The organism is Brevibacillus panacihumi (genome assembly GCF_003710985.1).
Classification (GTDB): domain Bacteria; phylum Bacillota; class Bacilli; order Brevibacillales; family Brevibacillaceae; genus Brevibacillus; species Brevibacillus panacihumi.
In genome coordinates this window covers 33,037-56,816 of the sequence record NZ_RHHT01000053.1, presented here as the reverse complement: position 1 = coordinate 56,816, position 23,780 = coordinate 33,037, and the positions used below count along the sequence as shown (strand labels likewise).

Genomic DNA, 23,780 nt, shown 5'->3' with positions numbered 1-23,780 from the left:
CAGTCTATGTAGGAGATCGACCCTGTACCTTAGGCAAAGATACAAAATACCGCAAAGAGGCTTTAATTGGGCATGTTAGTCGGCCAAGAGCTTTTGCAGCTCTTTCTCTAGTGTCTTGGCATCGATCATTCCAATGATTTTTTGGCGGACAATTCCTTCGCGGTCAACGAGGTACGTGGTTGGAAAAGCCATGATTTTGTACCGATCGGAAACGCTTCCCGTCACGTCCATAGGAATGGGAAAGGTCAGCTTGTAGGATTGGACAAACTGCATCGCGGCTTCCGGATTATCGTTGCTCGTCACATTTACGCCGTATAGATCCACTTTCTTCCCATACATCTCGTGTATTTTTTGCAAATCCGGCGCTTCCATTTTACATGGTCCGCACCAGGAGGCCCAGAAGTTGATGATTAAGGGCTTCTCGCGCTTTCCCGCAACGCGGTACTGCTGGTTGTTCAGTCCCGTCAGCGTAAAATGAGGGGCCTGATAGCCAACTTCCGGTTTTTGATCCTGTGCCATGACTTGTACGCTCTGCTGCCCGACAATGACATAGCCAAGCCCAACAGCCAGCAGCATGGCCAATACCAGTCTCTTCATCTAATCCCCCAGCTTTCTCGGTTAGAATCCGGTAAAGCCCCCGTAAAGCTGAATCAACACGCGAGTAATGTCCGTCAACTTGTCTGTATACAAGAGCACGCCGAAAATGATCATGATCACTCCCCCAGCCTTCATGAAGCGATCCGAATACTTGACGATCGCGCTCACTTTGCTGATGAAAAAAGTCATGATGAAAAAGGGAATCGCGAAGCCCAACGTATATGCCAACGTATAAGACAATGCAAGGGACGGTTCGGATACACCCATCACGATGATTCCGGAAAGAATGGGGCCGACACATGGTGTCCAACCGGCTGCATACGTCATGCCTACCAGTATAGACCCAGTATACCCCAAGGGGCGGGATTTTAAATCGACCTTCCAGGTGCGCATCATCCAGTCCATTTTAAAGACCTGCAGCATGACCAAACCGATAATGACAAGCAAAATGCCGCCAAGCTGCCGAATGAGATCCTGCTTGTCAACGAACAAACTGCCAATCCAGGATGTCGACAATCCCAAAGCGATAAAGATAACCGAAAAACCTACCATAAAGAACAGGGTATGGAGCAGTGCCTGTTTTTGGAACACAGCCTTGCCTTTCTTCACTTCATCCATCGTAACTCCGGTTATGTAAGAGAGAAAAGACGGGTAAAGCGGCAGGCAGCAAGGCGATATAAACGACAGAAAGCCTGCTCCAAAGGCTAACAGAATAGAGATTTCGCCACTCATCGTTACCTCCACTAAAAGTTGCTTGTTGTACCTATTGTAACGAATCTTTCCAGAAGCCAAAAGCAGTCCTCGCACTTTGTCTTAAATACGTGACATTTAAGACTACATAATTTTTATTATGTAAACTTTGTTCGGAATGCAATTCATGCTCTAACACGCTTACTCGGATTTTCCATTCTGATTGTATTCAACACCACAAAAAAAGAGACGGAGCAACCCGTCTCTTTTCATGTTCTTTCATTTCTTATTGGTTCTGAATGCTTACTTTGCTTCCGTCATGCAGGAGCGTTTGTCCTTTTACCACGACTTGATCGCCTTCGCTCAATCCAGAGACGATTTCGATCTGGTCGCTGGAGCCTTTTCCTGTCGTTACTTCGATTTGTTTCACGACATCTCCCTCCAGCTTGAATACGTACTGTTTCCCGCTGCGCTCGAAAACTGCGGCGCGAGAAACGATCAGGCTGGAAGCACCCTCGGTACCAGCGGATGGGAAGGTAACCGTCACGACCATATCCGATTTCAGTTCATTCTTTTCATTCGGAATTGTAACTTCGACCGGATACGCCTTCATTTGTTGATCCATCACAGGGCTTACGGCAGTGACCTTCGCATCCAGCGTCTGTCCAGTAGATTGCACATGTACCTTAACTGGTGTACCGACTGTTACCTTCGTAATATCTGCTTCGGACAGATTTGCCTTTACAATCAGCGAGCTGGTATTCACGACTACCACAACCGGCTGTTGACCGGCCATCTGACCGACTGCGCCGTTGACACTGGAGATAAATCCGTCGATCGGAGACGTGACGGTCGCATTCGCCAACTGTTCCTTGGCGTTTTGCAAGGCGACAGACGCTTGCTGGACAGAAGCCTCAGAGACTTGAAGCCCAGTCTTTTTCTGCGCCGTTTGCAAATTTTGCTGGGCGTTGTCATAAGCGGTTTGCGCGTTCGTCAGTTGGTTGTTGGCTTGCTCCATCTGCTGGGATGAGATCGCTCCTTGCGTAAAGAGGTTCTGCATCCGTTGTTGATTGAGTTTTGCCTCATTCAAACTCAGCTCTGCTTGTTTCAAACCGTTTTGGGCTTGCGTCAGTCCTTGATCAGTACTGTTGCCCGTCTGGTTCAGGTTCGCCTTGGCTACAGCATAGGAAGCTTCTGCCTGCTGTACGCCATTGATCAAATCTTGTTCATCCAATTTGAACAGAACTTGACCCTTTGTCACGTGCTGACCCAGTTTGACTGGCAGGGAAGTAATTTTACCGCCCACTTTTGGCATGACTTGTACTTCTTCGACCGGCGCCAGCTTTGCTGTAATACCGGAATCAGATTCTACTGCACCTGTCTTAACCGAGTCGATTTGTACAGGGGTGACGGATTCCTTTGTTTCTTCGGTCGGTGTAGTCGATTCCGGTTCTGGAGCCGAGCACGCACCCACCACCAGCGATATGGCCATCAAGGCCAGTATGACAGGTTTTTTACTTCTATTCATAATGTCCCTCCTTCTCCTTGCGCACCTTACGATTCCAAAGCCGGAACGGTTTTCTGCTGCTTTTTCTGCAGTTTCTTTTGTTGCTTTCTCAGGCGTTTTTCTTTGCGTTTTCTGCCCATGTCATGGAACCATGAAGCGACTACAGGGACCAGCACGAGTGTAATCAGGGTCGAGAAGCTCAGACCAAAAATAACGGTGATGGCCATCGGTGCCTGCGTCTCTGTACCAGAACCGCCAGCAAACGCGAGTGGTCCGATTGCCAGAATCGTTGTCAGTGTCGTCATCAAGATCGGACGCAGACGAACCGGAGCAGCATGCAGCAAGGCTTCTGACATCTCCCAGCCTTTTGCACGCAGCTGATTGACATAGTCGATCATGACGATGGCGTTGTTCACAACCAGACCAATCAGGAGGATGTATCCGATAAAGACGGACACGCTGATTGGAGTTCCCGTCACCAGCAAGCCAAGCAATACGCCGGAAATGGTCGGCGGAACCGAGAACATGATGATAAACGGACTGTACAAGGATTCAAACTGCGCAGCCATTACCATGTAAAGCAATACGACAGACAAGAGTACTGCTAGACCCAAGCTGGCGAAGGATTCCATCATATCTTCACTCTGTCCGCCAAAATCAATCTTATATCCGTCAGGAAGGTTCAGATTTGCCAATTTCGCTTGAATTTCCGTACTGACCGAATTCAAGTCTCTGCCTTCCAGATCACTTGTAATGCTCACTTGACGCGTCAGATTCGTCCGGTTGATGGAAACCGGGATATCTACCTTGCTGATGGTCGCCACAGATGACAGAGCGATTTGCGCTCCGCCTGGCGCGGAGATCCGCAAGTTGTTCAGGTAGTTGATGTCCTCCTGGTATTCTTCAGGAAGCTTCAGTTTGACATCAATTTCGTCATCACCCGTACGGTATTTCGTGACGGTCTGTCCCTGGAAGGACGTGCGTACGCTGGACAGGATTTGACCGGTAGTCAGCCCATACATACTGGCTTTTTGGGCATCTACCTTCACTTCAAACTCTTTGAGCGATGCCTGCAGGCTTGTAGACACGTTGGTCGTACCAGGGATGGTTTCGATTTCGCCTTTGATGATGTCACTGATGTCCCGCAGCACATCCAGATCGTCACCCGACAGGTTTACCTGGATCGGCGAACCGGTCGACATCGATTGGCTGGCACTTACAGTGATTTCAGGACCCGCGATGTTTTGCAGCTTTTGACGCAATTCAATCGCAATAGCATCGGAAGAACGCTGTCTTTCCGTAACATCGACCAGCGTGAGCGTCACGCTTGCCATATGGGACGAGAGCGAGCTTGCCAGCGGTGAACCGCTGCTGCCGATGGATGTCGAGACGATATCCTTCTCGGGGACTGTATTCACAATCTCTTCCACTTGTTTGGCAACCTTCTCCGTCTCGGCCAAAACAGTACCATTCGGCATCTTGATGGAAACATTAACCTGGCCTTCGTCCATAGCCGGGATGAATTCGGCCCCGATCATCGGTGTCAGGGCAAGGGAGCCTACCATCAGAACGACAGAGGAAATCATCACCGTTTTACGATGACCCAATGCCCATTTCAACACGACTCGGTATGCTTTTTCCAATTTTTTGAATCCGATGTTGAACCAGATTACAGGATTGATGCCCCGGTAATTTTTGATTTCTCCATGATCCGGCACTTTCTTCAAAATGCGCGAGCTCAGCATTGGCACCAGCAAGAGGGAGAAAACCAATGCCGCAATATGCGAATACACGACGGTCAAAGCAAGCGGCCCGAACAATTCGGCAGCAATCCCCTCAGTCATCGCGATTGGCAAGAATACGCAAATCTGAGCCAAGGCGGATGCCATAACGGCGGTACCTACTTCTTTGGAACCAATCAGTGCGGCTTCCATCATGCCTTTTCCCTGTTCCCGCTGACGGAAAATGTTTTCCAGCATAACGACCGCAAAGTCAATCAATGACCCCAGACCTAGCGTCAAACCGGACAAGGAGATCAGGTTGATCGTCTGTCCCGTCATATACATCAACAGGAATGTCGCTACGATGGAGACAGGAAGAACAATGACTGCCACCAGCATGGACTGAAGACTGCCAAGGAAGAAGAACAACAGGATCATCCCGATCCCGCCACCCAGCAAGGCATGCTCTGCTGTGGTATAGATCGAGTCCTTGATGTAGGTGGAGGTATCCATCGTCATGATGACTTCGATATTCTCCGGCAGCTCGGCCTTGATCTTTTCCATTTCTTTCTTGACTTGATCTGCTACTTCGATTGTATTTCCGCCAGATGCTTTAATAATAGAAATTCCCAGACTAGGCTTTCCATTTACATAGCTGATCTGGCTGACCGGCTCGCGCGTATCATTGACTTGCGCGATATCGCTCAAACGGATCGAATTGCCCCCGACATTGATGGGAGTCAGGGCGATTTGCTCCACGTTGGCGTATTCGCCTTGAACGCGGATGCTCAGTTTTTCGTCACCCTCGCGAACAATACCGCCGGAACCGGACAGGTTGCTCGCACTCAAGGCTTGTGAAAGTTGATCCAATGTCAGTCCATAGGCGGACAACTTGGCAGGATCAACGACGATATCAATGACGCGGCTCTGACCACCGCTGAGCGAAGCAGACGCTACACCGTCAATACGCTCCAGGCGGGATTGGATCAGATCTTCCGTCAAATCCTTCAGGCGGTTTACATCATCTTCTCCCGTAACAGCAAAGGTGATGATCGGCATGCTGTTAGGGTCAATCCGCAACACGCGCGGCGATCTTGCGGAATCAGGCAATGCTCCTCGAACCTGGTCCACTTTTTCGCGCATGTCCAGTGTTGCCATATCCAGATCGGTTCCCCAATTGAACATCAGGATAACCTGTGAAGCTCCTTCGATGGATACGGATTGAATCGAGTCCAGATTCGCCACAGTACCAAGTGCATTTTCAATCGGCTTGGTGACCAGCTTCTCTACCTCGCTTGGGGATGCGCCGTCAACGGAAGTTACCACGACAGCTACCGGAAAGTTCAATTCCGGCATCAGGTCAATCGCCAAGCGTGGAAGCGATACGAAGCCAAAAATCATCATGGCCACCGTCAGCATGATCATTAGTACGGGGCGTTTAATCGATAACTCGGACACATTCACTACCACTCACCTCTTCCCAATCAGCTTGTTGCTTGGATGCTTGTTGCATGTAATGAAAATGGCACGTGTCTGCAAGAAGAGTATGTACCAGCGTGAGATTCCGATCTCTTCTCTTCCTTTCATCAAACCCGCAACCATTCATCAACCCCGTTTACACAAAATAAAGACACGCCTGCGACGCAACGACGCAGACTTGCAAGGCCTCGTCCCCGCCATATGAACGAAAAAAGTCATACGAATGCCAGGGATAAGGTGCTTCATTTCCTTTTTCATTCTAACCATCGAAGGGAAAAGTGAAATCTATCACATGGCTGTATATTTGTCTCGGGTATCTATCTAGAGATAGATGACACCCCATGCTAGAATGAAATTGGGTGTATAATACAGCGAAAGAAAGTAGGAAATCTCTTTGCTGAAGGGGATAAAAGACGCTCTTCAAAAACGAATTTTGATCATTTGGTTCACCATCTTGATCGTATTAGCCTTGCTTCCCGAATCCTTTATGAGGGAAACGCCGCTCCAATTTTCTATTACGATTGTCCTATTCATAAGTTACATTTTTTTGTTTTGGTTTCCCAAAAAAAATTGGAAATCGTATTGGGCGGAACTGATCGCAGTCGCCATTGGCATTTTCTCTCTTTTAAAAGGACTCCTTGTAGGCGGAGAAGCATACGGAATGATGATGCCGCTCGCCATTTTTATCGGCTATAATATCGGAACCAAACGCTCGATTCTGTACGCAACCTTTTTTGCGATCGTTGCGACCTTGCTGCTCATTTTCGATACAGACTTGCGGATTCAGCATATCGTTTCCTTTATTCTCTCATACAGCGGTTGTTACATCGGCGCCAGAGGCTACCGCATACAGAATGAAGCGTATGAAGCGAGCCAGCTCCATTACCAGGAACTCCAAAAAGCTCACGGGGATCTGCAGGAAGCGCATCGTCAATTGCAGGAAGCCGCAATCGATACCATGCAGATCGCTGTGCTCGAGGAGCGCACACGAATAGCGCGAGATATACACGATGCATTGGGTCATAGTCTGACTTCCTTGATCGTCCAGCTACACGCGCTCAAGTACATGCTGCATGAAGGGCCTCCACAAGCACAGGAAGCGGTCCAAAATATGCTGGGAGTAGCCAAGCAAAGCCTGGAGGACATCCGCTCCTCTGTCCATACATTGGCAAGCGACAACACCTGGCTGGGATTAAATCCTCTGCGCGCTCTGGTCTCCCAGGTGGAAAAGCATACCGGGCTACAGGTGGAGATCGTCACCGAAGAGCTGGAGGTTCCGCTTCCTCAGCAAATTACCATCTCGCTCTACCGCATTTTGCAGGAGGCGATAACCAATACGCTGCGGCATTCCGATGCCAAGCATTTGCAGGTGATCGTCGAGATGCGCGAAAAAGACATTCGTCTATGCGTCAAGGACGACGGCTCGATTACGAGAGACAATAAAATCCAGCCTGGCTTTGGACTGACTGGCATTCAGGAGAGAATCGAAATGCTGAATGGAGCACTTTCCTATTTTATCCGTGAACCCCATGGATTTCAATTGGAAGTGACAATTCCGACCAAAATTGGGGAAATTCCACCTGGAGAGGAGCAGAATGCAAATGGGCGAAGCAAGCAATCCTTCTAAGATAAAGGTCATACTCGTCGATGACCAAAACATGATCCGCCAAGGGCTCGGATACGTCATTCAGATGCAGCCGGACATGGAAGTGATCGGCGAGGCATCTGATGGAGTAGAAGCTGTGGAGCTGGTCTCCACCCTCGCTCCAGACGTGGTCTTGATGGATGTGCAAATGCCGAAGAAATCCGGTATCCAGGCGACAAAAGAAATTGTCCAGATGCATCCGGAAATCAAGGTGTTGATCCTTACCACCTTCGACAACCATAACTATGTCGTGGAAGGGATCCGCGCCGGAGCTGTTGGGTATATGCTCAAAGATGCCGATTCACAGGAAATGCTTGATTTAATCCGGCGAGCCAATCAAGGAGAAGCCCTCTTTCATACGGTTACGGCCGCCAAAGCTCTCGCGGAGGTCTTGCACTCTTCGCGCAATCAAGTGGAGAGCGCCGTCGATCAGTCATTCCTGCTGGATGAGCTCACTGAACGAGAGCTGGACGTCCTGCAACAGCTTGCATATGGATATCGCAATGATCAGATCGCACAAAACTTGTACATCTCGGAAGGAACCGTCAAAACGCATGTGCATCGCATCCTGCACAAGATGGGTGTCGAGGACCGTACGCAAGCGGTGGCAAAAGCTCTCCGCCACCGCCTCGTCAAGTAACACCTTTCTTTTGCCGAAAGTTGGTTCTGCGCTTATAAAAAGAAAATCGCCTCTTTTGATGTTGGAAGCGCTACACTCCACCTCAAAATCGGCGATTTTTTCAGCATGTCCGAAAAATGGTCACTCCCGAACCAGGGGAAGCCTTACTTCAAATCGGGCGCCGCCTAGACGAGCGGAATTGTCCGCTGATATCCTCCCCCCATGATCCGCGATGATTCGCTGAGTCATCGACAATCCCAGACCGGTTCCTTCTGCTTTCGTCGTATAAAAAGGAATGAACAAATTCTTTTTGATTTCATCTGAAAGGCCAGGCCCATCATCTTCAATCGTAAAAACAATATCTTTCCCAGTGACGCGCACCTGGACCAAGACTAGTTGTCCTCCGAAATGAATGGCTTCCAATGCATTTTTCAGAAGGTTAAGAAAAACCTGTTTCATTCGCGCCCGATGCCCTTTTACCTGCCAATTGCCTTCTGTCGCCTCGACCTCCAGGCGGATCCCCCTGCGATTCGCTTCGGGTTCCAGCAAACGAACGACACTGTGCAGCTCCTCCAAAACCGGGAACGGTTCGGAGACAATATGGCTATCGCGGTAGCGCGCCAGGACAAGTACGTCATTTAACAGCTCATTGATTCGCTCCACTTCCATCAAGATGACGGAGTAGTACGTATCGCGAAACTGATGATCCTGCTGCTCGCGCAATAACTGGATAAAGCCTTTTATGGACGTCAACGGATTGCGAATCTCATGGGCCATGCCAGCAGCTAGCTGCCCTACTGAAGCGAGTGCTTCGCTCCTCGTCATTTCCTCTTCATTTTGTTGCGAAGCCTCGAGATTCCTTACCACAGCCATAGCACCATATATACGATCCTCATGAGCGATCGGACATGTGCTGATCGTCAGCCACCTTCCCTGATGCTCGAGCAGGTAATGGCCGGATTCTCCGCGTTCTATCACCCATTGTATATATCGATCGCTTTCATCGAACTGTATGACCTCATCCACGCATTTTCCCCTGATCTGATCCCTGTCAATTCCGAACATTTTTCCAAACAGCGGATTAATCTCCAGCACATTCAGGCGATGATCGATAATCAGAACGGCCATCTCGTTTGACTGCATGATCAACTGGAAGACCCCGCGCAGGATCACATGTGCTTCGGATTCCTCTACTGATGGCAGAAGGAAGGGCTGAAACGAGGATGATGCCGGATGAAAACGTGAATGAGGGAATAATTCCAAGATGCGATTCATCAAGAGATCGAACAATTCATGCAAGGAGAGCTGGATGTTCGCATACCGCAACAAATCCTCCGGGGTGGCTGCCTGCTGGTTCGCATGCTTTTGCAACTGTTCCATTACCACATCTCTACAAACACGCAACGGCTCGATATAGAAAAGGATCGGCGTATCCTTCAAGCCGTATTTTTTGACAAAGCGATAGACTTGGCGCTCCAATGTGCTGTGCTTCCCCGTATCTAACGCCTCAATCAAATACTTGATAAATATGGAAAACGTGGATTCAAACCTCCCTCTGTCCTCCGGATGGTACAGGGAAAAAGGTAGACGTCGGGATAGAATATGCAGGGACATTGCCGTCATATCAGGGACCATTTTCATAAGATCCGACCATATTCGCTTATTCAAAGCCTCCGGCTCCTTTGTCATGATTCATTCTTCTCATATTCCCATAGCAGAATTTTCAATCTTTTTTATGTATACCTTTAATATTGCGCGAAAATTAGGCCAATGTAAAGTGGCGTGATTTTTTGTCTGGATCAAAAATCACGCCACCTATCCATTTCTTACGCGTTCGCAAATGCTTTCACAACATAGTTGCGCAGGTCGGATTTCACCGGACTATTCGGGTTGGTACCAGTGTGAGCTCGCTTGAATGCTTCGCTCTCCGTCCAGTTGCGAAAGTCCTGTTCACTTTCCCATTTCGTGAACACGATGTATTCGTCGCCTTCGGCTGGAGCCAGGAATAAAAATTCCTTGAACCCTGGTACGTCCTTCATGCGCTCGCCTCCCTGCGAGAATGCGCGTTCCAGGTGAGACTGATAATCTGCAGGAACCACTAAACGATTCATCGAGACATACATCTGCGGCACTTCCTTTTTCGATTGTTTACTAGTTTAGTATACGCCATTCCTTGGAATTAGAAAACTTGGCTGCGCCACGCATAAAAACCGGAGACGTCAGGTATCACGTCTCCGGTTGGTTTGTTGCTCCAGCATGATATCAAGCAAAAGGATGTCCTGCAAAGGTTCCTTGGGATCTGTCGTAAGGAGAGCGGAGACAGCAGCCATCGCGCATCGTACAGCGTGATAGGAATAAAAAGCGTCCCTCTCCGCATCACTAAACAAGGACAAATCGGAACGCTCCTGGACCGGGTAAGGAAAATCAGTCTCGACGCCGGCGCGGTCCAGAACGATCAACGCCTGCTTAATAGCGACGAGAGCCGCACTCACACTGATGCCGTATTCGACTCGCAGTTCATCCCAGACTTGAAAAGCGGATCGTTCTACACGCTCCTGATTCGGTCTGGTAATGATCCCTGATTTCCGTCCTTCCTTGAGCAGCCAGTCCACATAGATGTCATGTCTCGGTGGATAGGCGTACACTTGCAGTTTCAACTCCAGCTCACTCGGATGATCCTTGGCAAAACGGGCATGGGACAATGACATCTCATAGCGCCGCGAAGGATGGCCAGGGACGGTGACAAAAACCGTATCCTGCCGGATCGCGGCGATTTGCAGTTTTGTATGTGCAGGAATCCTTCCCTGGGGCGCTTTTTCCCTTCTGATGTTTCCCGGTATCAATTCGGAACCAAATTGATGGTATTCGAGCGGAGAATCAATCCAAGGAATCGGCTCCCGATGCATCACTTCGTACAGACCGTTGAACGTCACCCATTCACCCGGGCGGCGTTGACAGCGAATCAGCACTTTGTGACGCTCCTCTTCCGGGGAGACCTCCGCTTCCGTATCCTCAGCCTTCGGGTGCAACCGCTTATGCTCGATCAAGGAGCTATCGTTCAGAGTCAGACGTTCCAGCAACTCCCGTTTGCTGACCCACTCATATCCAATTCGATAGATCCGGTTCTTCATGGTCTCCACCACCTTTGATGCCTGTTTGCAAGCTCCCCTGCACGTTATTTATCGTACCATATGAATGTACGGACGTGTCTGTGCTAGACAGCAGATACAATCCGCTCGAGCGATGCAGCGGCTTCCCGGGGCGATTCCGCACGGCTGATCGCACTGATGACAGCTACACCGTCAGCACCGGCTGACATGATTTCTGGTGCATTGGCGAGAGTAATTCCCCCGATTCCTACAATCGGCAGATCTATTCCGACTGCCTCCCGAATCGCCCGCAAGCCTGAAGGTCCGATCGGCTCTCCAGCATCCGCTTTGGATGCTGTAGCGAACATGGCCCCGACTCCCAGGCAATCAGCGCCGCCCGCTTTAGCTGCCATGGCTTCTTCCACGTTGCCTGCCGAGATACCGATGTACATGTTCTCACCGACAGCAGCGCGCACCTCGCTCAATGCCATATCATCCTGGCCGACATGAATGCCATCCGCTTGCAGCCGAATAGCCAGATCGACATCGTCATTGACAAAATACAGGGCGTCGTACTGTTTGCATAAGCGTTGCAAGGCTTTTGCCAATTCAAAACGCTCTTCGTCCGAGAGCCTGCTCCCTTTGTCTCGCAGCTGCAGGCTGCCTGCACCTCCGCGCAGTGCCTCTTCGCTGATCCGCAGCGTTTCCTCCACTGAAAAACCGCAATCCTGAGAGCCGACCACGAAATAAACGCCAAGCTTTTGCCGCAGTTTTTCCCGATTTCTCATTTCCTGATCTCCTCCCATTGGTCCAATGCCTGACGATAGGCGGACGTGTTCTGTCTTACATCATCTGCCGCCGTAATGCCAGAAAGTACCGCTACTCCTGCACAGCCCGCCTTCAATAGCTCAACGGCGTTGTCAGGCGTCACACCTCCGATGCCGATGACAGGCGTCTGCAATGCCGCAGTGATTTGCTTCAGCTCCTCGACGCCGCGCGGCTTGAGACCCGGCTTGGAAGCACTGGAATACACATGGCCGTAGATCAAATAATCAGCGCCTTCTGCTTCTGCTGCTACTGCCTCGTCATAGGAGTGAACAGATCTGCCAAGCCACTGGTCATCCCGCACGACCCTCCTCGCCTCCTGGACGGTCAGGCTGTGGTAGGCGAGATGAGCCCCGCGGCAGCCTGCTGCCGACGCTACATCGACCCGGTCATTGATCAGGAGACGATCAAGCGGCATGACTCCAGACAAGGCCATGGCCCAATCCATACACTCGCGCGCCGTTCGCTGCTTTTCCCTGATGTGCAGATAGTCCATCCCGCCTGCGTAAGCCAGCTCCGCGATGCGCAAAACCTCCTCCAGAGGCTGCTTGCCGCTGGTGATCACATGGAGCTCAGGCCTTTGCCGCATCGCCCCCGCCACCTCCAGACAATGCTTCTAAACACTCTTGCAGCCACTCCATCATGCGATCTTCTTTTTGTGGAGCGCGTGCAAGCATTTCCACGATCAAACGGCGCAGGAAAAAGGATTGCTGCAGCGTCAGGGGAAATGTTATCGTCCGAGGTTTTTTCTCCTGTTTTTCCAGGGTGTCCACTCCGGCCAGCAGGGTATTCGCGATGGACTCAATCAATTCATGCAAGGATTCCGTTTCTTTCAACTCGTCATAACAGCCGTCAAACAAACGGCATAATAGTAAAAATGCCTGTGACGACATAGTCACCGGCTGAACATCCACTATGGGTTCCGGCATCTTTTTTGTCCCTCCATCCCTTGAAACAACCTCCATTATACCATTTCAACATGAGAAAAACTTGACCTTTCGCCAACTGCTTTCTCCCTTTATCGCATCAGAGAATTTACCCTTCCTGAAAGAAAAAAACCGCTGAGATTTTCAGCGGCTTTTGCTTGTCCCTTCATTGCGGTCATTATGATGCGATTGTCGCAGGTTTGTATTCTTATCGTTTTCATCCAGCGTCTTTCCGCGGTTTTTGCCTAGATCCTTGCTGTTGTTATTTTTGCCCACTGCGCACACCTCCTCCAACGGTTCGTCATGGAATAGCGTAACCAGTTGGCCGGTGTTTACACCAGGATTTTTGCATTAGCCCTCAATTCGCTGCATTCGACCACGAACAGCATAGACGACAGCGAATGGAACACGCCAGCCCAGCAAAAAAACGAATGTCACCAGATAGGTTACTTCCGCAAATATCCAGGTCAAAGACGCGCCTGTCCACCAGGAGCGAAGCAGAAGACCAATCGGGGCAGCCAATGTCCAGGTCAAAAAAGTGGAAAGCAGATTGCTCCATACAGTCATATAACGCTTGTTATAATAGCTTTTCAGCAAAAAGGATGCGACAAGCCACGCAAGCAAAAACGGCGCAAGCGTCTCCAACATTCCCAAAAAGGTTATGGGGAGCTGATGTATTCCTTTTCCAATATAGACGAATAGCCAAAACGCGACCAAATCACCGGCAAACAGTACATAGCCAGCCGGCATGATACGATGTCCCATGCAAACCCTCTTTTCTGGCGGAGGCTTTTTCTTTCCTCTATAGTATACATGCCAGCATGGGATCGACAATCGACATCGCTCATGATTCACCAAACAGCAACAATTCCAGCTTCTTCGCTACTTCCGGCCACTCCCGATCCAGAATGCTGAACATGACAGTATCCCGCACGTATCCATCCTGGATAATCATATGGTTTCGCAGCACGCCTTCACGCACACCGCCAATTCGTGCAATGGCACGCTGCGAATTCTGATTCCGGGCGTCCGTCTTCAATTGTACCCGTATGCACCCTTTTTCGAAGCTATGTTTTAATAGCAGATATTTGCAATCTGTATTGACCCTCGTTTTCCAGACAGATGGGGTTAGCCATGTATGCCCGATCTCCAGACCTTTGTCATGAAGGGAGATGGCCATGTACCGTGTACTGCCAATAATCTCTCCACTCTCCTTTTTTAGAATGACAAAAGGCAGCTCCGTTCCCTTACGTTCATTATCCATCGCAATCCTGATCCAATCCTGGATGTCTGTTAGTGAACTCATTTTTTTGGACATATACGTCCAAATCTCTTCGTATTTTCCTGCCTCCCATAGCCCTTGGGCATGATGTTCCCGCAACGGTTCGAGGCGCACGTATTTTCCTTCCAAAATGACTGGTGACAGTTGAAGCATATTCCATTCTCCTTTGCCCAAGTGTTCTGCCCAAGTCTTGCAGCAGAACACTTGGCTCAAATTTTTACAAGGATAATGGTGGTTGCCCCCACTGTCAAGAGAAGATCATCATGCCTCTTCGTTTATCACAACTTCTTTGCCTCTTACCTTCAAAATCAGGGGAATGATCAGCCACAGAGCAGCGCAGCCCAAGAAGATGAGAGACAATGGCTTGGTCAAGAAGATTGTGAAGTCTCCATTGGAAGTGGTCAAGGCTCTACGCATATTGTTTTCGATCATCGGCCCTAGAACCAGTCCCAAGACAAGCGGTGCCAGGGGAAAATCATTAGAACTCAGGAAGTAGCCGAGCAATCCGCAGAATACCAGCAGGACGAGATCGAAGGTAGTGATTTGCACGGCGTAAACACCAAAAACAGAGATGGCGATAATCGAAGGAATCAGGAAATGCGGTGGTGTCTCGATGATTTTGGCAAAGACTTTCACCAGCGGCATATTCAAGGCCAAGAGCATCAGGTTGCCGATGAACATGCTGGCGATCAGTCCCCACGCCACTTGTGGATGATCCGTAAACAGCAAGGGACCCGGTTGGACATTGTACATCAAAAGAGCTCCCATCAGGATCGCAGTCGTACCTGAACCCGGGATGCCGAGCGTCAGCAGCGGGATCATTGCTCCTCCAGAAGCAGCGTTGTTCGAGGACTCCGGGCCTGCCACTCCTTCGATCGCTCCTTTGCCGAATCGTTCCGGATTTTTGCTCCATTTCTTTTCGAGGATATAGGAAAAAAAGGAGGCCAATGTCGCTCCGGCACCAGGCAGCAGTCCGACAAAGAAACCGAGAATCGAGCCACGAGCGATTGGAGCTGCACTTTGCTTCAAGTCCATGGCGCTCGGCAGAATTCGTCCAACCTTGATCAATTGCTTGGAGCTGATGTCGTTCTCCAAAATGGTTTTAAACACTTCACCCAAGGCGAACAGTCCGACGGCGATCGTCAAGAACTCCAAGCCTTGATACAGGTACGGAATATCATACGTAAAGCGGGCGACCCCAGACACATTGTCGATCCCAATGGTAGCCAGCAGCAGACCGAAAACCGTCATGATCAAGGCTTTGGTCATCGATTTGCCGCCGAGGCCGCTCACAGCACACAATCCAAGCAGCATGAGCGAGAAATATTCCGCTGGACCAAAATGCAAAGCCAGATCAGACAGCGGCTGAGCGAGAAAAACCAGTGCCACCAAAGCGAATACGCCCGCCACAAAAGAGCCGATCGCCGCGATGGACAGGGCTGCGCCCGCTCTTCCCTGCTTTGCCATTTGATAGCCATCCAGTGTGGTGACCACTGATGAGGACTCGCCGGGCGTATTCAAAAGAATGGAAGTTGTCGATCCGCCGTACATCGCTCCGTAGTAGACGCCTGCCAGCAAAATCAAGGCACTCGCTGCCGCCTGCTCTGCATTCATGCCGCTCGTCAAGGAAGCTGTGACCGGCATGAGCAAGGCTACTCCACTCATGGGACCGATGCCAGGCAAAACACCAACAGCCGTGCCGATCAGAACCCCAATAAAGGCATAGAGCAAATTATGCCATTGCATGGCAATATAAAATCCATCGGCCAGGTACTGCAATGTACTCATATTGTCCCCTCCTTAAAAGCCGAGCCAGACCGGAAAACCTGGCAGCGTTCCTTGTAGCAGATGTACATAGACGTAGTAGACGCCTGCAGAAAAGGCGAAAGCCACGAATGTCGTTTTGATGTAGCTTTTGCTTCCCATTACTTTGAATGTCACGAACAAAAAGAGAAAGGTCGTAATCACATATCCGACTGGCTCCAACAAATAGACATAGAGCAGCGTTGCAGCGAAAATGACCAGGAAGCGTTTGTATTGCAGCGTTTTGCCTTCTGTTGCGGTAGAGCTTTCCGTTCTGGCTCGCGTCGACTCCCAGAACAGGCGCAAGCTGAGTATAATCAGGATGATGCCAAGACCCATGGGAAACAAATTTGGTCCCACTTCGCTGCCATAGGCGCTTGTAGAAATATTTCGGCTTTCGATAACAAACAGTGCCCCTACCAAAGCAAAACAAACACTGCTGTACCGATCAAATGCTTTGTTCACGATGGCGCAACCTCCTTCGGTTAAAAAAGGAGAGGGAGTCCCCTCTCCAGCTTTGCCTATTTCGACATTCCCAGTGATGCCAGCAGTTCTTGCACCAGTTTGTCTTGTTCATCGAGAAACTTCGTAAATTCCTCTGCGCCCCTGTACTCGCTCTCCCAACCGTTCGCTGCCAATTCCTTTTTCCACGCTTCGCTTTCAGACAGCTCTTTCAGCTTCCCTTCCCAGAAAGCCTTGGCATCTGCCGGCATGTCGGGCGGTCCGAATACACCTCGCCATATGTTGAAGGTAGCATCGATACCTTGTTCTTTTAAGGTAGGCACGTCCTTCAGGTCACCGCCGAGCCGCTCTTCCGAAGTCACACCCAATACGCGAATTTTACCTGCCTTCAGATACTCGGTAATACCCGACGCATCCGTGGCGATCATATCGGCATTGTTGCCCAAGAGTGCAGCGATTGCCTCGCCGCCGCCGTCATAAGAGACGTATTTCACCTTTTTGGGATCAATGCCGTATTTCGCTGCTGGGAGAACGCTTATCAGATGGTCCATCGACCCTGGAGCGGAACCGCCCGCCAAAGTGATTTTGCTTGGATCCGTCTTGAGCGCCTCCAAGAGGCTTTTCAGATCCTGATAGGGTGAATCTGCTTTCACGACAACAGCGCCAAAATCTTTGGTCATTTGCGCCAATGGCGTGACATCTTTATAACCGAATGGGCTGTTTCCTTCTTTTTTGTTGTGATTGATCAAAATCGGTGGCGAATTGACAAAAAGACGGTACGCATTGCCTTTGTCCTTGCTGACGTACTCCGCCATGAACACCACGCCGCCACCGCCTGGTTTGTTCTCTACGGTGATTGGCTGTTCGATCAGTTTGCTTTCGTTTAATACCTTCCCAAGTGAACGCGCTGTTTTGTCCCAACCGCCGCCTGCTCCAGAGGGCGCTACCATGACAATTGGCTTTTCGGGATAACGGGAAGCTGGCTGTTCACTTTGACCAGCTGTTGATCCACTGCTCGAACCGTTACTCGAACCGCTACTCGAACCACTGCCCGCATTCCCGCCGCCACAGGCGACTAATGCGAGTGAGAGCAAAACAGACAGTGCTACTAACGCGTTTCTTTTTTTCATAACACTTCCCCCTATTTTCCCTTTTCTGAAAGCGCATTCAAAATCGCTTTTAAGATAACATGGAGGGGGCGTGCAAGCCTAGTTTACGTACATAAAGCCTATTATGTACGTAATGTACTTTTTGTTCATATTGTTCACGCGATTTTACGTTTCCAGATAACGGTATTTCCTTTCCGGTCTTCCTACCGATCCATAGATGAGCTCAGCACGGGCTTTCTTCTCCGCAACGAGGTATTCCAGATAACGGCGCGCGGTTGTCCGGCTTGTCCCAATCAACTTGCTGATCTCTTCGGAAGACATCCCGGTCTGCTTCGTCCGCTTGATTGCTTCCAACACCTTTTCCAGCGTAAGGATATCGATTCCCTTGGGTACAGCTGACTCCCTGATCCTGCCCTTGGCCAAATTGCGCATGAGGATCCGATCAATATCATCCTGGTCGACCTCGCCTGCTTCTCGGGTACGAAGGAGATGCCCTCTATAATACTCCAGCCTTTCCCGAAAGCGCTCAAACACAAGCGGCTTGACGATATAATCAAATACTCCGCCGCGCAATGCATCTTGAACCATTTCGATTTCCTTCGCTGCGGTAATCATGATGATGTCCGTGTCGCGGTGGTGCTGTCGAATGTGCCAGACCAGCTCCGTGCCCAGCATGTCGGGCAAATACACGTCCAGCAAGACCAGATGCGGGTTGGTTAACCCCAATAGCTCCTTCGCTTCGGCACCGTTCGTTGCGGTCGCGATCACTTCAAACCCTTCTATTTTGCTGACAAAACGCCGATTAATATCGACGATTCGCAGATCATCCTCGACGATCAAAACCTCAACCTTCTGCATGATTGCCCCTCCATTCCTTTGGCAGTGATACCGTAAACAGCGCTCCGCCTCTTTCACTTCTTCCTAACAAGATATAACCGCCCATTTCTCCGACAATATCACGTACCTTGGCCAGTCCCAGCCCGCGCTTTTCCCCTTCTTTCGTCGAGAATCCATATTCAAACACTTGATCGCGCAACTCCTCCGGCACACCCGGGCCAGAGTCCTCCACTTCAAACAGGATCTCCTCTCCGGCATCAGACAGATAGCATTCGACAATCTTCGGTTCCTTCCCGGAGGCATTGACCGCCTCCAGCGCATTTTGCAGTAGGTTGCCCAGCAGGATGATTACTTGTTGACGATTGATCGTAGCATGCAGTTCGGATATGCGGCTGTCATGATTGATTAAAAACTGAATTTTCAGTTCTTTGGCTCGATTGTGCATGCCCAGCAAGAGAGCTCCGATCAGCGGATCCGGAATTTGTTTGGCTAAAAAGAGGATTAATTCCTGTTGGGATGAGGTTTCGCTGGTAATCAGCTCGACGGCCTCCTGAATCGATCCCAGTTGCAGCAATCCTGAAATGGTGTAGAGCAGATTGTGAAATTCATGAGTTTGTGCACGGAGTACATCAGCGTATCTTCGCGCTTGCGAAAGCTCAGACGCAAGCTGGTCGATTTCTGATTTCGAACGAAAACTGCTGACGACTCCTACAATTTGATCACCCAGCTTAATGGGGAGCCGATTGGCAATGATTTCCTTTCCTCCGATCAAGGTTTCGCGATCCAACTGGTACTCGCCAGTGGCGAGAATTTCCGGCATCCGGCTATCGGGCAACACTTCATAAATCTGTTTTCCATGCACATCGTCAACCGGGAGCTCCAAGATTCGCAGTGCAGCCTTGTTCATCATGGTGATGCGATTGTTCTTGTCGATCGCGACAATCCCTTCTCGCACCGATTCGAGCACGGCATTGCGCTCTACGTACAAGGCAGCGATTTCTTCGGGCTCCAAGCCCAAAATCGCACGCTTGAGATAGCGGCTTAATACAATTGCTCCCAGCACTCCGCACAGGACGGCAATTCCCATGATCAGGATGACTTTATCCTGATAATCATCAATGGCATTTTCGATGTCCTCGAGAAGAAAACCAACCGATACGATCCCGATCACTTCTCCCTGTTCATCCCTGATCGGCACTTTTCCGCGCAAGGAAGGGCCCAAGCTGCCTACTGCCTTGGAAATGTATGACTGCCCATGCTGCAGCCCCAGCTCGTTGTCCCCTCCTACCATCTCTTTGCCGATCCGATCCGCCAGTGGATGGGCATAGCGAATTCCTTCCTTGTTCCCGACGACGACGAATTCAGCATCCGTTTGAGAGCGGACATTTTCCGCGATCGGCTGGATCAGTGCAGATGGATTGTCGGTAAAAAAAGCTGCGCGAAGCTCTGGATCATTGGCTGCTATTTTCGCTACGCTCAACGCTCTTTTTCCAATTTGCTCCTCGATGGAGGAGGCAATAATGGAAGAGAAAATCAGACCGATCGCACCAATAATCACAATAATGACGGATGTAATCAAAAAAATCATTCGCGTCTGAAAGGAGAGGCGCACTCTCTTCAACCTTGCCATCTTCATCTCACCTCTGGTTCATTTTACCACCCAAACCAATTGTGAGGACAGTTTCAATCATCATGTAAAAAGGACCGCCCAAAATGGTGGTATGAGCTGTACATTCCCCCAATATACTTAACCAACTTATATTCGAGACAAACTGAGGCGGCTGTCCGAGTATAGGAAATGAACTAGAAAAGGAGGGAATTTTGTGAAAACACAGGTCGACACAAACGGTATCGTTTCCTTGACCAGAGAAGGAGAAGCGCTGGTGAAAGACAGTCCGCTCTACAATGAGGGGCTTCGTCCGACAACGCTGGAAGAGCATAGCTGGACTTCTTACAACTTCGCCAGTTTGTGGATCGGCATGTCCATTTGCTTGCCGACATACGCCATGGCGGGCGGCTTGATTTCACTGGGCATGAACTGGTGGCAGGCTATTATTACCATTATCCTTGGAAACTGTATCGTCCTTATCCCGATTCTCCTCAACTCCCATGCCGGAACCAAGTTTGGCATCCCGTATCCGGTGTTTGCACGCCTTTGGTTTGGTTCCAAGGGTGCCCACATCCCTGCCGTAGCTCGCGGTCTGATCGGGGCAGGCTGGTTCGGGATCAACTGTTGGTTCGGCGGCGCTGCCATTGACACGTTGCTGATGTCCATGACCGACTGGGGAAATGTCCCGGGCCACTTGTGGATCTCCTTTTTGGGATTCTGGGCGATTAATGTGTGGGTAGCCTACCGTGGTCCCGAAGCAATCCGAAAAATGGAGGCCTGGGCGGCACCCGTCCTGATCATCATGAGTTTGGCGCTGCTCATTTGGGCTCTGACAAGTGCAGGCGGGTGGGGCCCGATGCTGTCTGCTCCATCCAAGTTTGCTACTACTGGCGAATTCTTGAAGGTGTTCTTCCCTGCTCTTACAGGAGCCATTGCTTTCTGGGCAACGATGGCTTTGAACATTCCTGATTTCTGCCGTTACGCGAAGAGTCAAAAAGCCCAGATTGTCGGTCAATCCAGTGCTTTGCCAACTACGATGGGCTTTTTCTCCTTCATCGGGGTAGCTGTTACCTCGGCTACAGTCGTAATCTACGGCGAAGCCCTCTGGGACCCCGCGGCTGTACTGGCAAAGTTTTCACCCCTGGCTATCTTTTTCGGCACGATTGGAATTGTTCTGGCAACCTTGACAACCAATGTGGCTGCCAATATTGTCGCACCGGCACGTGCCGTCGAAAATCTGGCTCCACGACGCCTCTCGTACCAGAATGGGGCACTCATTGCCGGTTTCGTCGGTTTGCTGATGCAGCCTTGGTATATTTTGGAAAATTTCGGAAATTATATTTTCCTCTGGCTCGGGACTTACGGTGCCTTGCTTGGTCCGATTGACGGCATTGCCATTGCGGATTACTGGCTCGTGCGGAAAAGACGCATTCATTTGACTGAGCTGTACAAAACCAACGGCATCTACTCGTACAAAAGCGGCTACAATACCCACGCTCTCTGGGCGATGCTGATCGGGATTGCGATTCCTTTTATCTGCAAATACATCCCTGGATTGACGATCGTATGGGACAATGCCTGGACCATCGGCTTGCTCATATCCCTAGCCGTCTACACCTGGGTTATGAAAGGAAATGCATCGATTATCTCCGCCAAGCAGTATGAGCAGGTGACGAGTCAAGCAGCAGCAGGAAAAGCTTCCTGAGTGTGCATTCCTTAGAAAAGACTGGTTCTCCACCCACAGGCATACGGGAACCAGTCTTTCTGTATTTTCTACCATTTGAATTGCCGGATTGAATCTTGCAGATCTTCTGCCATTTCATGCAAATTAGCACTGGATCGTGCAATTTCGTTGACAGAGGCAAGCTGCTCATTGGCATTTCCAGAGACGCTCTGTGTATGCTGGGACGATACCTGCGCCAGGCGATTCATCTCATCCATGGCAGACGCTACCTGCTGAACGCTGGCCGACATCTGCTCAGTCGCCGCTGATACTTCCTGGATTTGATCCGCTACCTCTTGCGAAGACGCAACGATACGGTGGAACACGGCACCTGCTTCGTGGACGATGGCAGAACCTTGTTCGACCACGACTGTACCGTCTTTCATCACCGTTACCACCTGATTGGTTTCTTGCTGAATCTCACTGATCAAGCGGGCGATCTCCCGTGCGGATTCCTCCGATTGCTCCGCCAATTTTCGCACCTCTTCCGCCACGACTGCAAATCCTCGTCCGTGCTCGCCTGCACGGGCTGCCTCAATCGCCGCATTCAGCGCGAGCAAATTGGTCTGGGAAGCAATCCCGGTAATGACGTCGACGATTTTCCCGATCGCTTCGGACCGCTCGCCCAACTCCTGTACCAGCCCTGCTGCCTGATTCACGGACGTCGAGATGGATTCCATTTGCGCAACCGCCGATTGGATATACTCGTTTCCTTGCTGCGCTTCTTGGGCCGCATGCACCGAACTTTCGGAAACCGTGCTTGCGGTGTCTGCGATGCGTTGAATGGCGATCGACATCTCCTCCATGACACGCACGCTCTCTTGTGTGCGCTGTGACTGAATCTCGGAGAAAGAAGCGATCTCACGGACGTTTTCAAGAGAGTGTTGCGTGGTTTGGGCAGTTTGCTCAGCGCCTGCAGACAGCTCTGCAGACGACGCAGCTACCTGCTCACCCGCTACCTTAACCTGCTCAATCAACGAACGCAGATTGCCCACGAGTTCATTGAAAGCAATTCCCAGCTTCCCTACCTCGTCACGTCCGGTATAAGAGGTATGTTCGACAGAGAGATTTCCTTTTGCCAATTCCTCCAACCGTGTAGACACGACGGTCAGCGGGCTGCTGATCATGCGCGAGATCGCCATGCTAAGAGAGATGGCAAGAATCAACGCGATCGCTTCAACGACGAGAAGGAGAAAAATAGATTCCTCGACTCTCTCTGCACTCTCCTTTTGCACCAGATCTGCCTCATCCGAGATGTGATTGGCCCACGCCAGCTGTTCTTCATTGATCCAATTCACGATCTTGTCAGTCGCGCGGTAATAGGCGTAAGCCGTGTCCACCTGCTCCTGCTCGATTAATTTCAGTACTTCACTCTGATCTTTTAGATATTGGTCCAGCAGGGTTTCAAGCATCTCGACGGTCTTCACTTCTTCACTGTCGAGCTGAGAGGATTTCAGGTTGTCAAATATTTGCTGCGCATTTGCGCTGCGTTGATCCAATTCTTTTTTGTATTCCTTATAGCTTTCAGCACCCGGATTCAGGATCATTTTGTAGACCAGTCCGTCGATTGTCCTCATTTCCTGCCGCCACTCATTGATCCATTTCACTGGCAGCAGCTGTTCCTGGTACATGGATGCCAATTGCTTGTTGGAAGATGTCAAGCCGTAGTAGCCCATCCCCCCGACGATCATCATAAAAATGGAGAATGAGATGATCAAAACCGCCATTTTTCCACGTGTACGCATATTTCGCATGATGTTCATCAGATAAGACCTTCCTCCATTATCGAAAAATGATGACTCTATCCTTTTCCCTCTTCTGTTCAAGACGAAACAAAAAAAGCCCACTTTCCAAAAA

22 protein-coding genes are annotated in these 23,780 nt (G+C 50.2%); 3 read left to right on the top strand and 19 right to left on the bottom strand.

Going from position 1 to position 23,780, the window contains the following annotated elements; translation table 11 throughout:
- Positions 1 to 75: 75 nt before the first annotated feature.
- The 4 genes from EDM58_RS20550 to EDM58_RS20535 all read right to left on the bottom strand — a co-directional run bounded on the left by EDM58_RS20550 (position 76) and on the right by EDM58_RS20535 (position 5,979).
- Positions 76 to 597: a TlpA family protein disulfide reductase gene (locus EDM58_RS20550; RefSeq protein WP_122914977.1), complete on the bottom strand. Its 522-nt coding sequence runs from the start codon at positions 595 to 597 to the stop codon at positions 76 to 78.
- Positions 598 to 618: 21 nt separating this feature from the next.
- Complete coding sequence (locus tag EDM58_RS20545; protein ID WP_122914976.1) at positions 619 to 1,329, bottom strand: cytochrome c biogenesis CcdA family protein; 711 nt, start codon at positions 1,327 to 1,329, stop codon at positions 619 to 621.
- 244 nt (positions 1,330 to 1,573) lie between these two features.
- Positions 1,574 to 2,815: an efflux RND transporter periplasmic adaptor subunit gene (locus EDM58_RS20540; RefSeq protein ID WP_122914975.1), complete on the bottom strand. Its 1,242-nt coding sequence runs from the start codon at positions 2,813 to 2,815 to the stop codon at positions 1,574 to 1,576.
- Positions 2,816 to 2,841: 26 nt separating this feature from the next.
- Positions 2,842 to 5,979: an efflux RND transporter permease subunit gene (locus tag EDM58_RS20535; RefSeq protein ID WP_122914996.1), complete on the bottom strand. Its 3,138-nt coding sequence runs from the start codon at positions 5,977 to 5,979 to the stop codon at positions 2,842 to 2,844.
- 409 nt (positions 5,980 to 6,388) lie between these two features.
- On the opposite strand from EDM58_RS20535, the gene EDM58_RS20530 reads away from it, so the two are divergent.
- The gene (locus EDM58_RS20530) at positions 6,389 to 7,621 is read left to right on the top strand and encodes a sensor histidine kinase (RefSeq protein ID WP_342769047.1); all 1,233 of its coding nucleotides are present in this window, start codon (positions 6,389 to 6,391) and stop codon (positions 7,619 to 7,621) included.
- Entirely contained in the window at positions 7,596 to 8,279 is a 684-nt protein-coding gene (locus EDM58_RS20525) for a response regulator (protein ID WP_122914995.1), read from the top strand. Before EDM58_RS20530 ends, EDM58_RS20525 begins: the two co-directional genes overlap by 26 nt.
- 120 nt (positions 8,280 to 8,399) lie before the next feature.
- On the opposite strand, the gene EDM58_RS20520 is transcribed toward EDM58_RS20525, so the two are convergent.
- The 14 genes from EDM58_RS20520 to EDM58_RS20460 form a co-directional block, all read right to left on the bottom strand.
- Positions 8,400 to 9,926 carry a two-component system sensor histidine kinase NtrB gene (locus EDM58_RS20520; protein WP_183187574.1) on the bottom strand — a complete coding sequence of 509 codons (1,527 nt, stop codon included), beginning with the start codon at positions 9,924 to 9,926 and terminating at the stop codon, positions 8,400 to 8,402.
- Positions 9,927 to 10,084: 158 nt separating this feature from the next.
- On the bottom strand, positions 10,085 to 10,369 hold the full coding sequence (locus EDM58_RS20515; protein WP_246000911.1) for an antibiotic biosynthesis monooxygenase family protein: 285 nt from the start codon (positions 10,367 to 10,369) through the stop codon (positions 10,085 to 10,087).
- Positions 10,370 to 10,477: 108 nt separating this feature from the next.
- Positions 10,478 to 11,389, bottom strand: coding sequence for a hypothetical protein (locus EDM58_RS20510; protein WP_122914972.1), 912 nt, complete (start codon positions 11,387 to 11,389; stop codon positions 10,478 to 10,480).
- Between the two features lie 83 nt (positions 11,390 to 11,472).
- On the bottom strand, positions 11,473 to 12,135 hold the full coding sequence (thiE, locus tag EDM58_RS20505) for a thiamine phosphate synthase (RefSeq protein WP_122914971.1): 663 nt from the start codon (positions 12,133 to 12,135) through the stop codon (positions 11,473 to 11,475).
- A complete protein-coding gene (locus EDM58_RS20500) occupies positions 12,132 to 12,761 on the bottom strand; it encodes a thiamine phosphate synthase (protein WP_122914970.1) in 630 nt (209 codons plus the stop codon). The genes thiE and EDM58_RS20500 overlap by 4 nt, the downstream gene beginning before the upstream one ends.
- Positions 12,745 to 13,101: a hypothetical protein gene (locus tag EDM58_RS20495; RefSeq protein ID WP_122914969.1), complete on the bottom strand. Its 357-nt coding sequence runs from the start codon at positions 13,099 to 13,101 to the stop codon at positions 12,745 to 12,747. Before EDM58_RS20495 ends, EDM58_RS20500 begins: the two co-directional genes overlap by 17 nt.
- A 141-nt stretch (positions 13,102 to 13,242) precedes the next feature.
- Complete coding sequence (locus EDM58_RS26425; protein ID WP_023556963.1) at positions 13,243 to 13,374, bottom strand: hypothetical protein; 132 nt, start codon at positions 13,372 to 13,374, stop codon at positions 13,243 to 13,245.
- Between the two features lie 75 nt (positions 13,375 to 13,449).
- Positions 13,450 to 13,863, bottom strand: coding sequence for a DUF3054 domain-containing protein (locus EDM58_RS20490; protein WP_122914968.1), 414 nt, complete (start codon positions 13,861 to 13,863; stop codon positions 13,450 to 13,452).
- A 79-nt stretch (positions 13,864 to 13,942) separates the two neighbouring features.
- Positions 13,943 to 14,533 (bottom strand): GNAT family N-acetyltransferase, encoded by a 591-nt coding sequence (locus tag EDM58_RS20485; protein ID WP_122914967.1) that lies wholly within the window; start codon positions 14,531 to 14,533, stop codon positions 13,943 to 13,945.
- A gap of 108 nt (positions 14,534 to 14,641) precedes the next feature.
- Positions 14,642 to 16,168: a tripartite tricarboxylate transporter permease gene (locus tag EDM58_RS20480; RefSeq protein WP_122914966.1), complete on the bottom strand. Its 1,527-nt coding sequence runs from the start codon at positions 16,166 to 16,168 to the stop codon at positions 14,642 to 14,644.
- Between the two features lie 12 nt (positions 16,169 to 16,180).
- Entirely contained in the window at positions 16,181 to 16,648 is a 468-nt protein-coding gene (locus tag EDM58_RS20475) for a tripartite tricarboxylate transporter TctB family protein (RefSeq protein ID WP_122914965.1), read from the bottom strand.
- A gap of 56 nt (positions 16,649 to 16,704) precedes the next feature.
- Entirely contained in the window at positions 16,705 to 17,775 is a 1,071-nt protein-coding gene (locus EDM58_RS20470) for a tripartite tricarboxylate transporter substrate binding protein (RefSeq protein ID WP_122914964.1), read from the bottom strand.
- 144 nt (positions 17,776 to 17,919) lie between these two features.
- The gene (locus EDM58_RS20465) at positions 17,920 to 18,612 is read right to left on the bottom strand and encodes a response regulator (RefSeq protein WP_122914963.1); all 693 of its coding nucleotides are present in this window, start codon (positions 18,610 to 18,612) and stop codon (positions 17,920 to 17,922) included.
- On the bottom strand, positions 18,599 to 20,221 hold the full coding sequence (locus tag EDM58_RS20460; protein ID WP_122914962.1) for an ATP-binding protein: 1,623 nt from the start codon (positions 20,219 to 20,221) through the stop codon (positions 18,599 to 18,601). Before EDM58_RS20460 ends, EDM58_RS20465 begins: the two co-directional genes overlap by 14 nt.
- A gap of 193 nt (positions 20,222 to 20,414) precedes the next feature.
- On the opposite strand from EDM58_RS20460, the gene EDM58_RS20455 reads away from it, so the two are divergent.
- Positions 20,415 to 21,905, top strand: a complete 1,491-nt coding sequence (locus EDM58_RS20455) for an NCS1 family nucleobase:cation symporter-1 (protein WP_122914961.1) — start codon at positions 20,415 to 20,417, stop codon at positions 21,903 to 21,905.
- Positions 21,906 to 21,973: 68 nt separating this feature from the next.
- Here the strand turns inward: EDM58_RS20455 and EDM58_RS20450 are convergent, their stop codons facing one another.
- Complete coding sequence (locus EDM58_RS20450) at positions 21,974 to 23,686, bottom strand: methyl-accepting chemotaxis protein (RefSeq protein WP_122914960.1); 1,713 nt, start codon at positions 23,684 to 23,686, stop codon at positions 21,974 to 21,976.
- Positions 23,687 to 23,780 lie beyond the last annotated feature (94 nt).

Bases quoted from the DNA above. Each gene is read 5' to 3' on its own strand.
- EDM58_RS20550 (WP_122914977.1), bottom strand. From the start codon at position 597: ATGAAGAGACTGGTATTGGCCATGCTGCTGGCTGTTGGGCTTGGCTAT.
- EDM58_RS20545 (WP_122914976.1), bottom strand. From the start codon at position 1,329: ATGAGTGGCGAAATCTCTATTCTGTTAGCCTTTGGAGCAGGCTTTCTG.
- EDM58_RS20540 (WP_122914975.1), bottom strand. From the start codon at position 2,815: ATGAATAGAAGTAAAAAACCTGTCATACTGGCCTTGATGGCCATATCG.
- EDM58_RS20525 (WP_122914995.1), top strand. From the start codon at position 7,596: ATGGGCGAAGCAAGCAATCCTTCTAAGATAAAGGTCATACTCGTCGAT.
- EDM58_RS20515 (WP_246000911.1), bottom strand. From the start codon at position 10,369: ATGAATCGTTTAGTGGTTCCTGCAGATTATCAGTCTCACCTGGAACGC.
- EDM58_RS20510 (WP_122914972.1), bottom strand. From the start codon at position 11,389: ATGAAGAACCGGATCTATCGAATTGGATATGAGTGGGTCAGCAAACGG.
- thiE (WP_122914971.1), bottom strand. From the start codon at position 12,135: ATGAGAAATCGGGAAAAACTGCGGCAAAAGCTTGGCGTTTATTTCGTG.
- EDM58_RS20500 (WP_122914970.1), bottom strand. From the start codon at position 12,761: ATGCGGCAAAGGCCTGAGCTCCATGTGATCACCAGCGGCAAGCAGCCT.
- EDM58_RS20495 (WP_122914969.1), bottom strand. From the start codon at position 13,101: ATGCCGGAACCCATAGTGGATGTTCAGCCGGTGACTATGTCGTCACAG.
- EDM58_RS20490 (WP_122914968.1), bottom strand. From the start codon at position 13,863: ATGGGACATCGTATCATGCCGGCTGGCTATGTACTGTTTGCCGGTGAT.
- EDM58_RS20485 (WP_122914967.1), bottom strand. From the start codon at position 14,533: ATGCTTCAACTGTCACCAGTCATTTTGGAAGGAAAATACGTGCGCCTC.
- EDM58_RS20480 (WP_122914966.1), bottom strand. From the start codon at position 16,168: ATGAGTACATTGCAGTACCTGGCCGATGGATTTTATATTGCCATGCAA.
- EDM58_RS20470 (WP_122914964.1), bottom strand. From the start codon at position 17,775: ATGAAAAAAAGAAACGCGTTAGTAGCACTGTCTGTTTTGCTCTCACTC.
- EDM58_RS20465 (WP_122914963.1), bottom strand. From the start codon at position 18,612: ATGCAGAAGGTTGAGGTTTTGATCGTCGAGGATGATCTGCGAATCGTC.
- EDM58_RS20460 (WP_122914962.1), bottom strand. From the start codon at position 20,221: ATGGCAAGGTTGAAGAGAGTGCGCCTCTCCTTTCAGACGCGAATGATT.
- EDM58_RS20450 (WP_122914960.1), bottom strand. From the start codon at position 23,686: ATGAACATCATGCGAAATATGCGTACACGTGGAAAAATGGCGGTTTTG.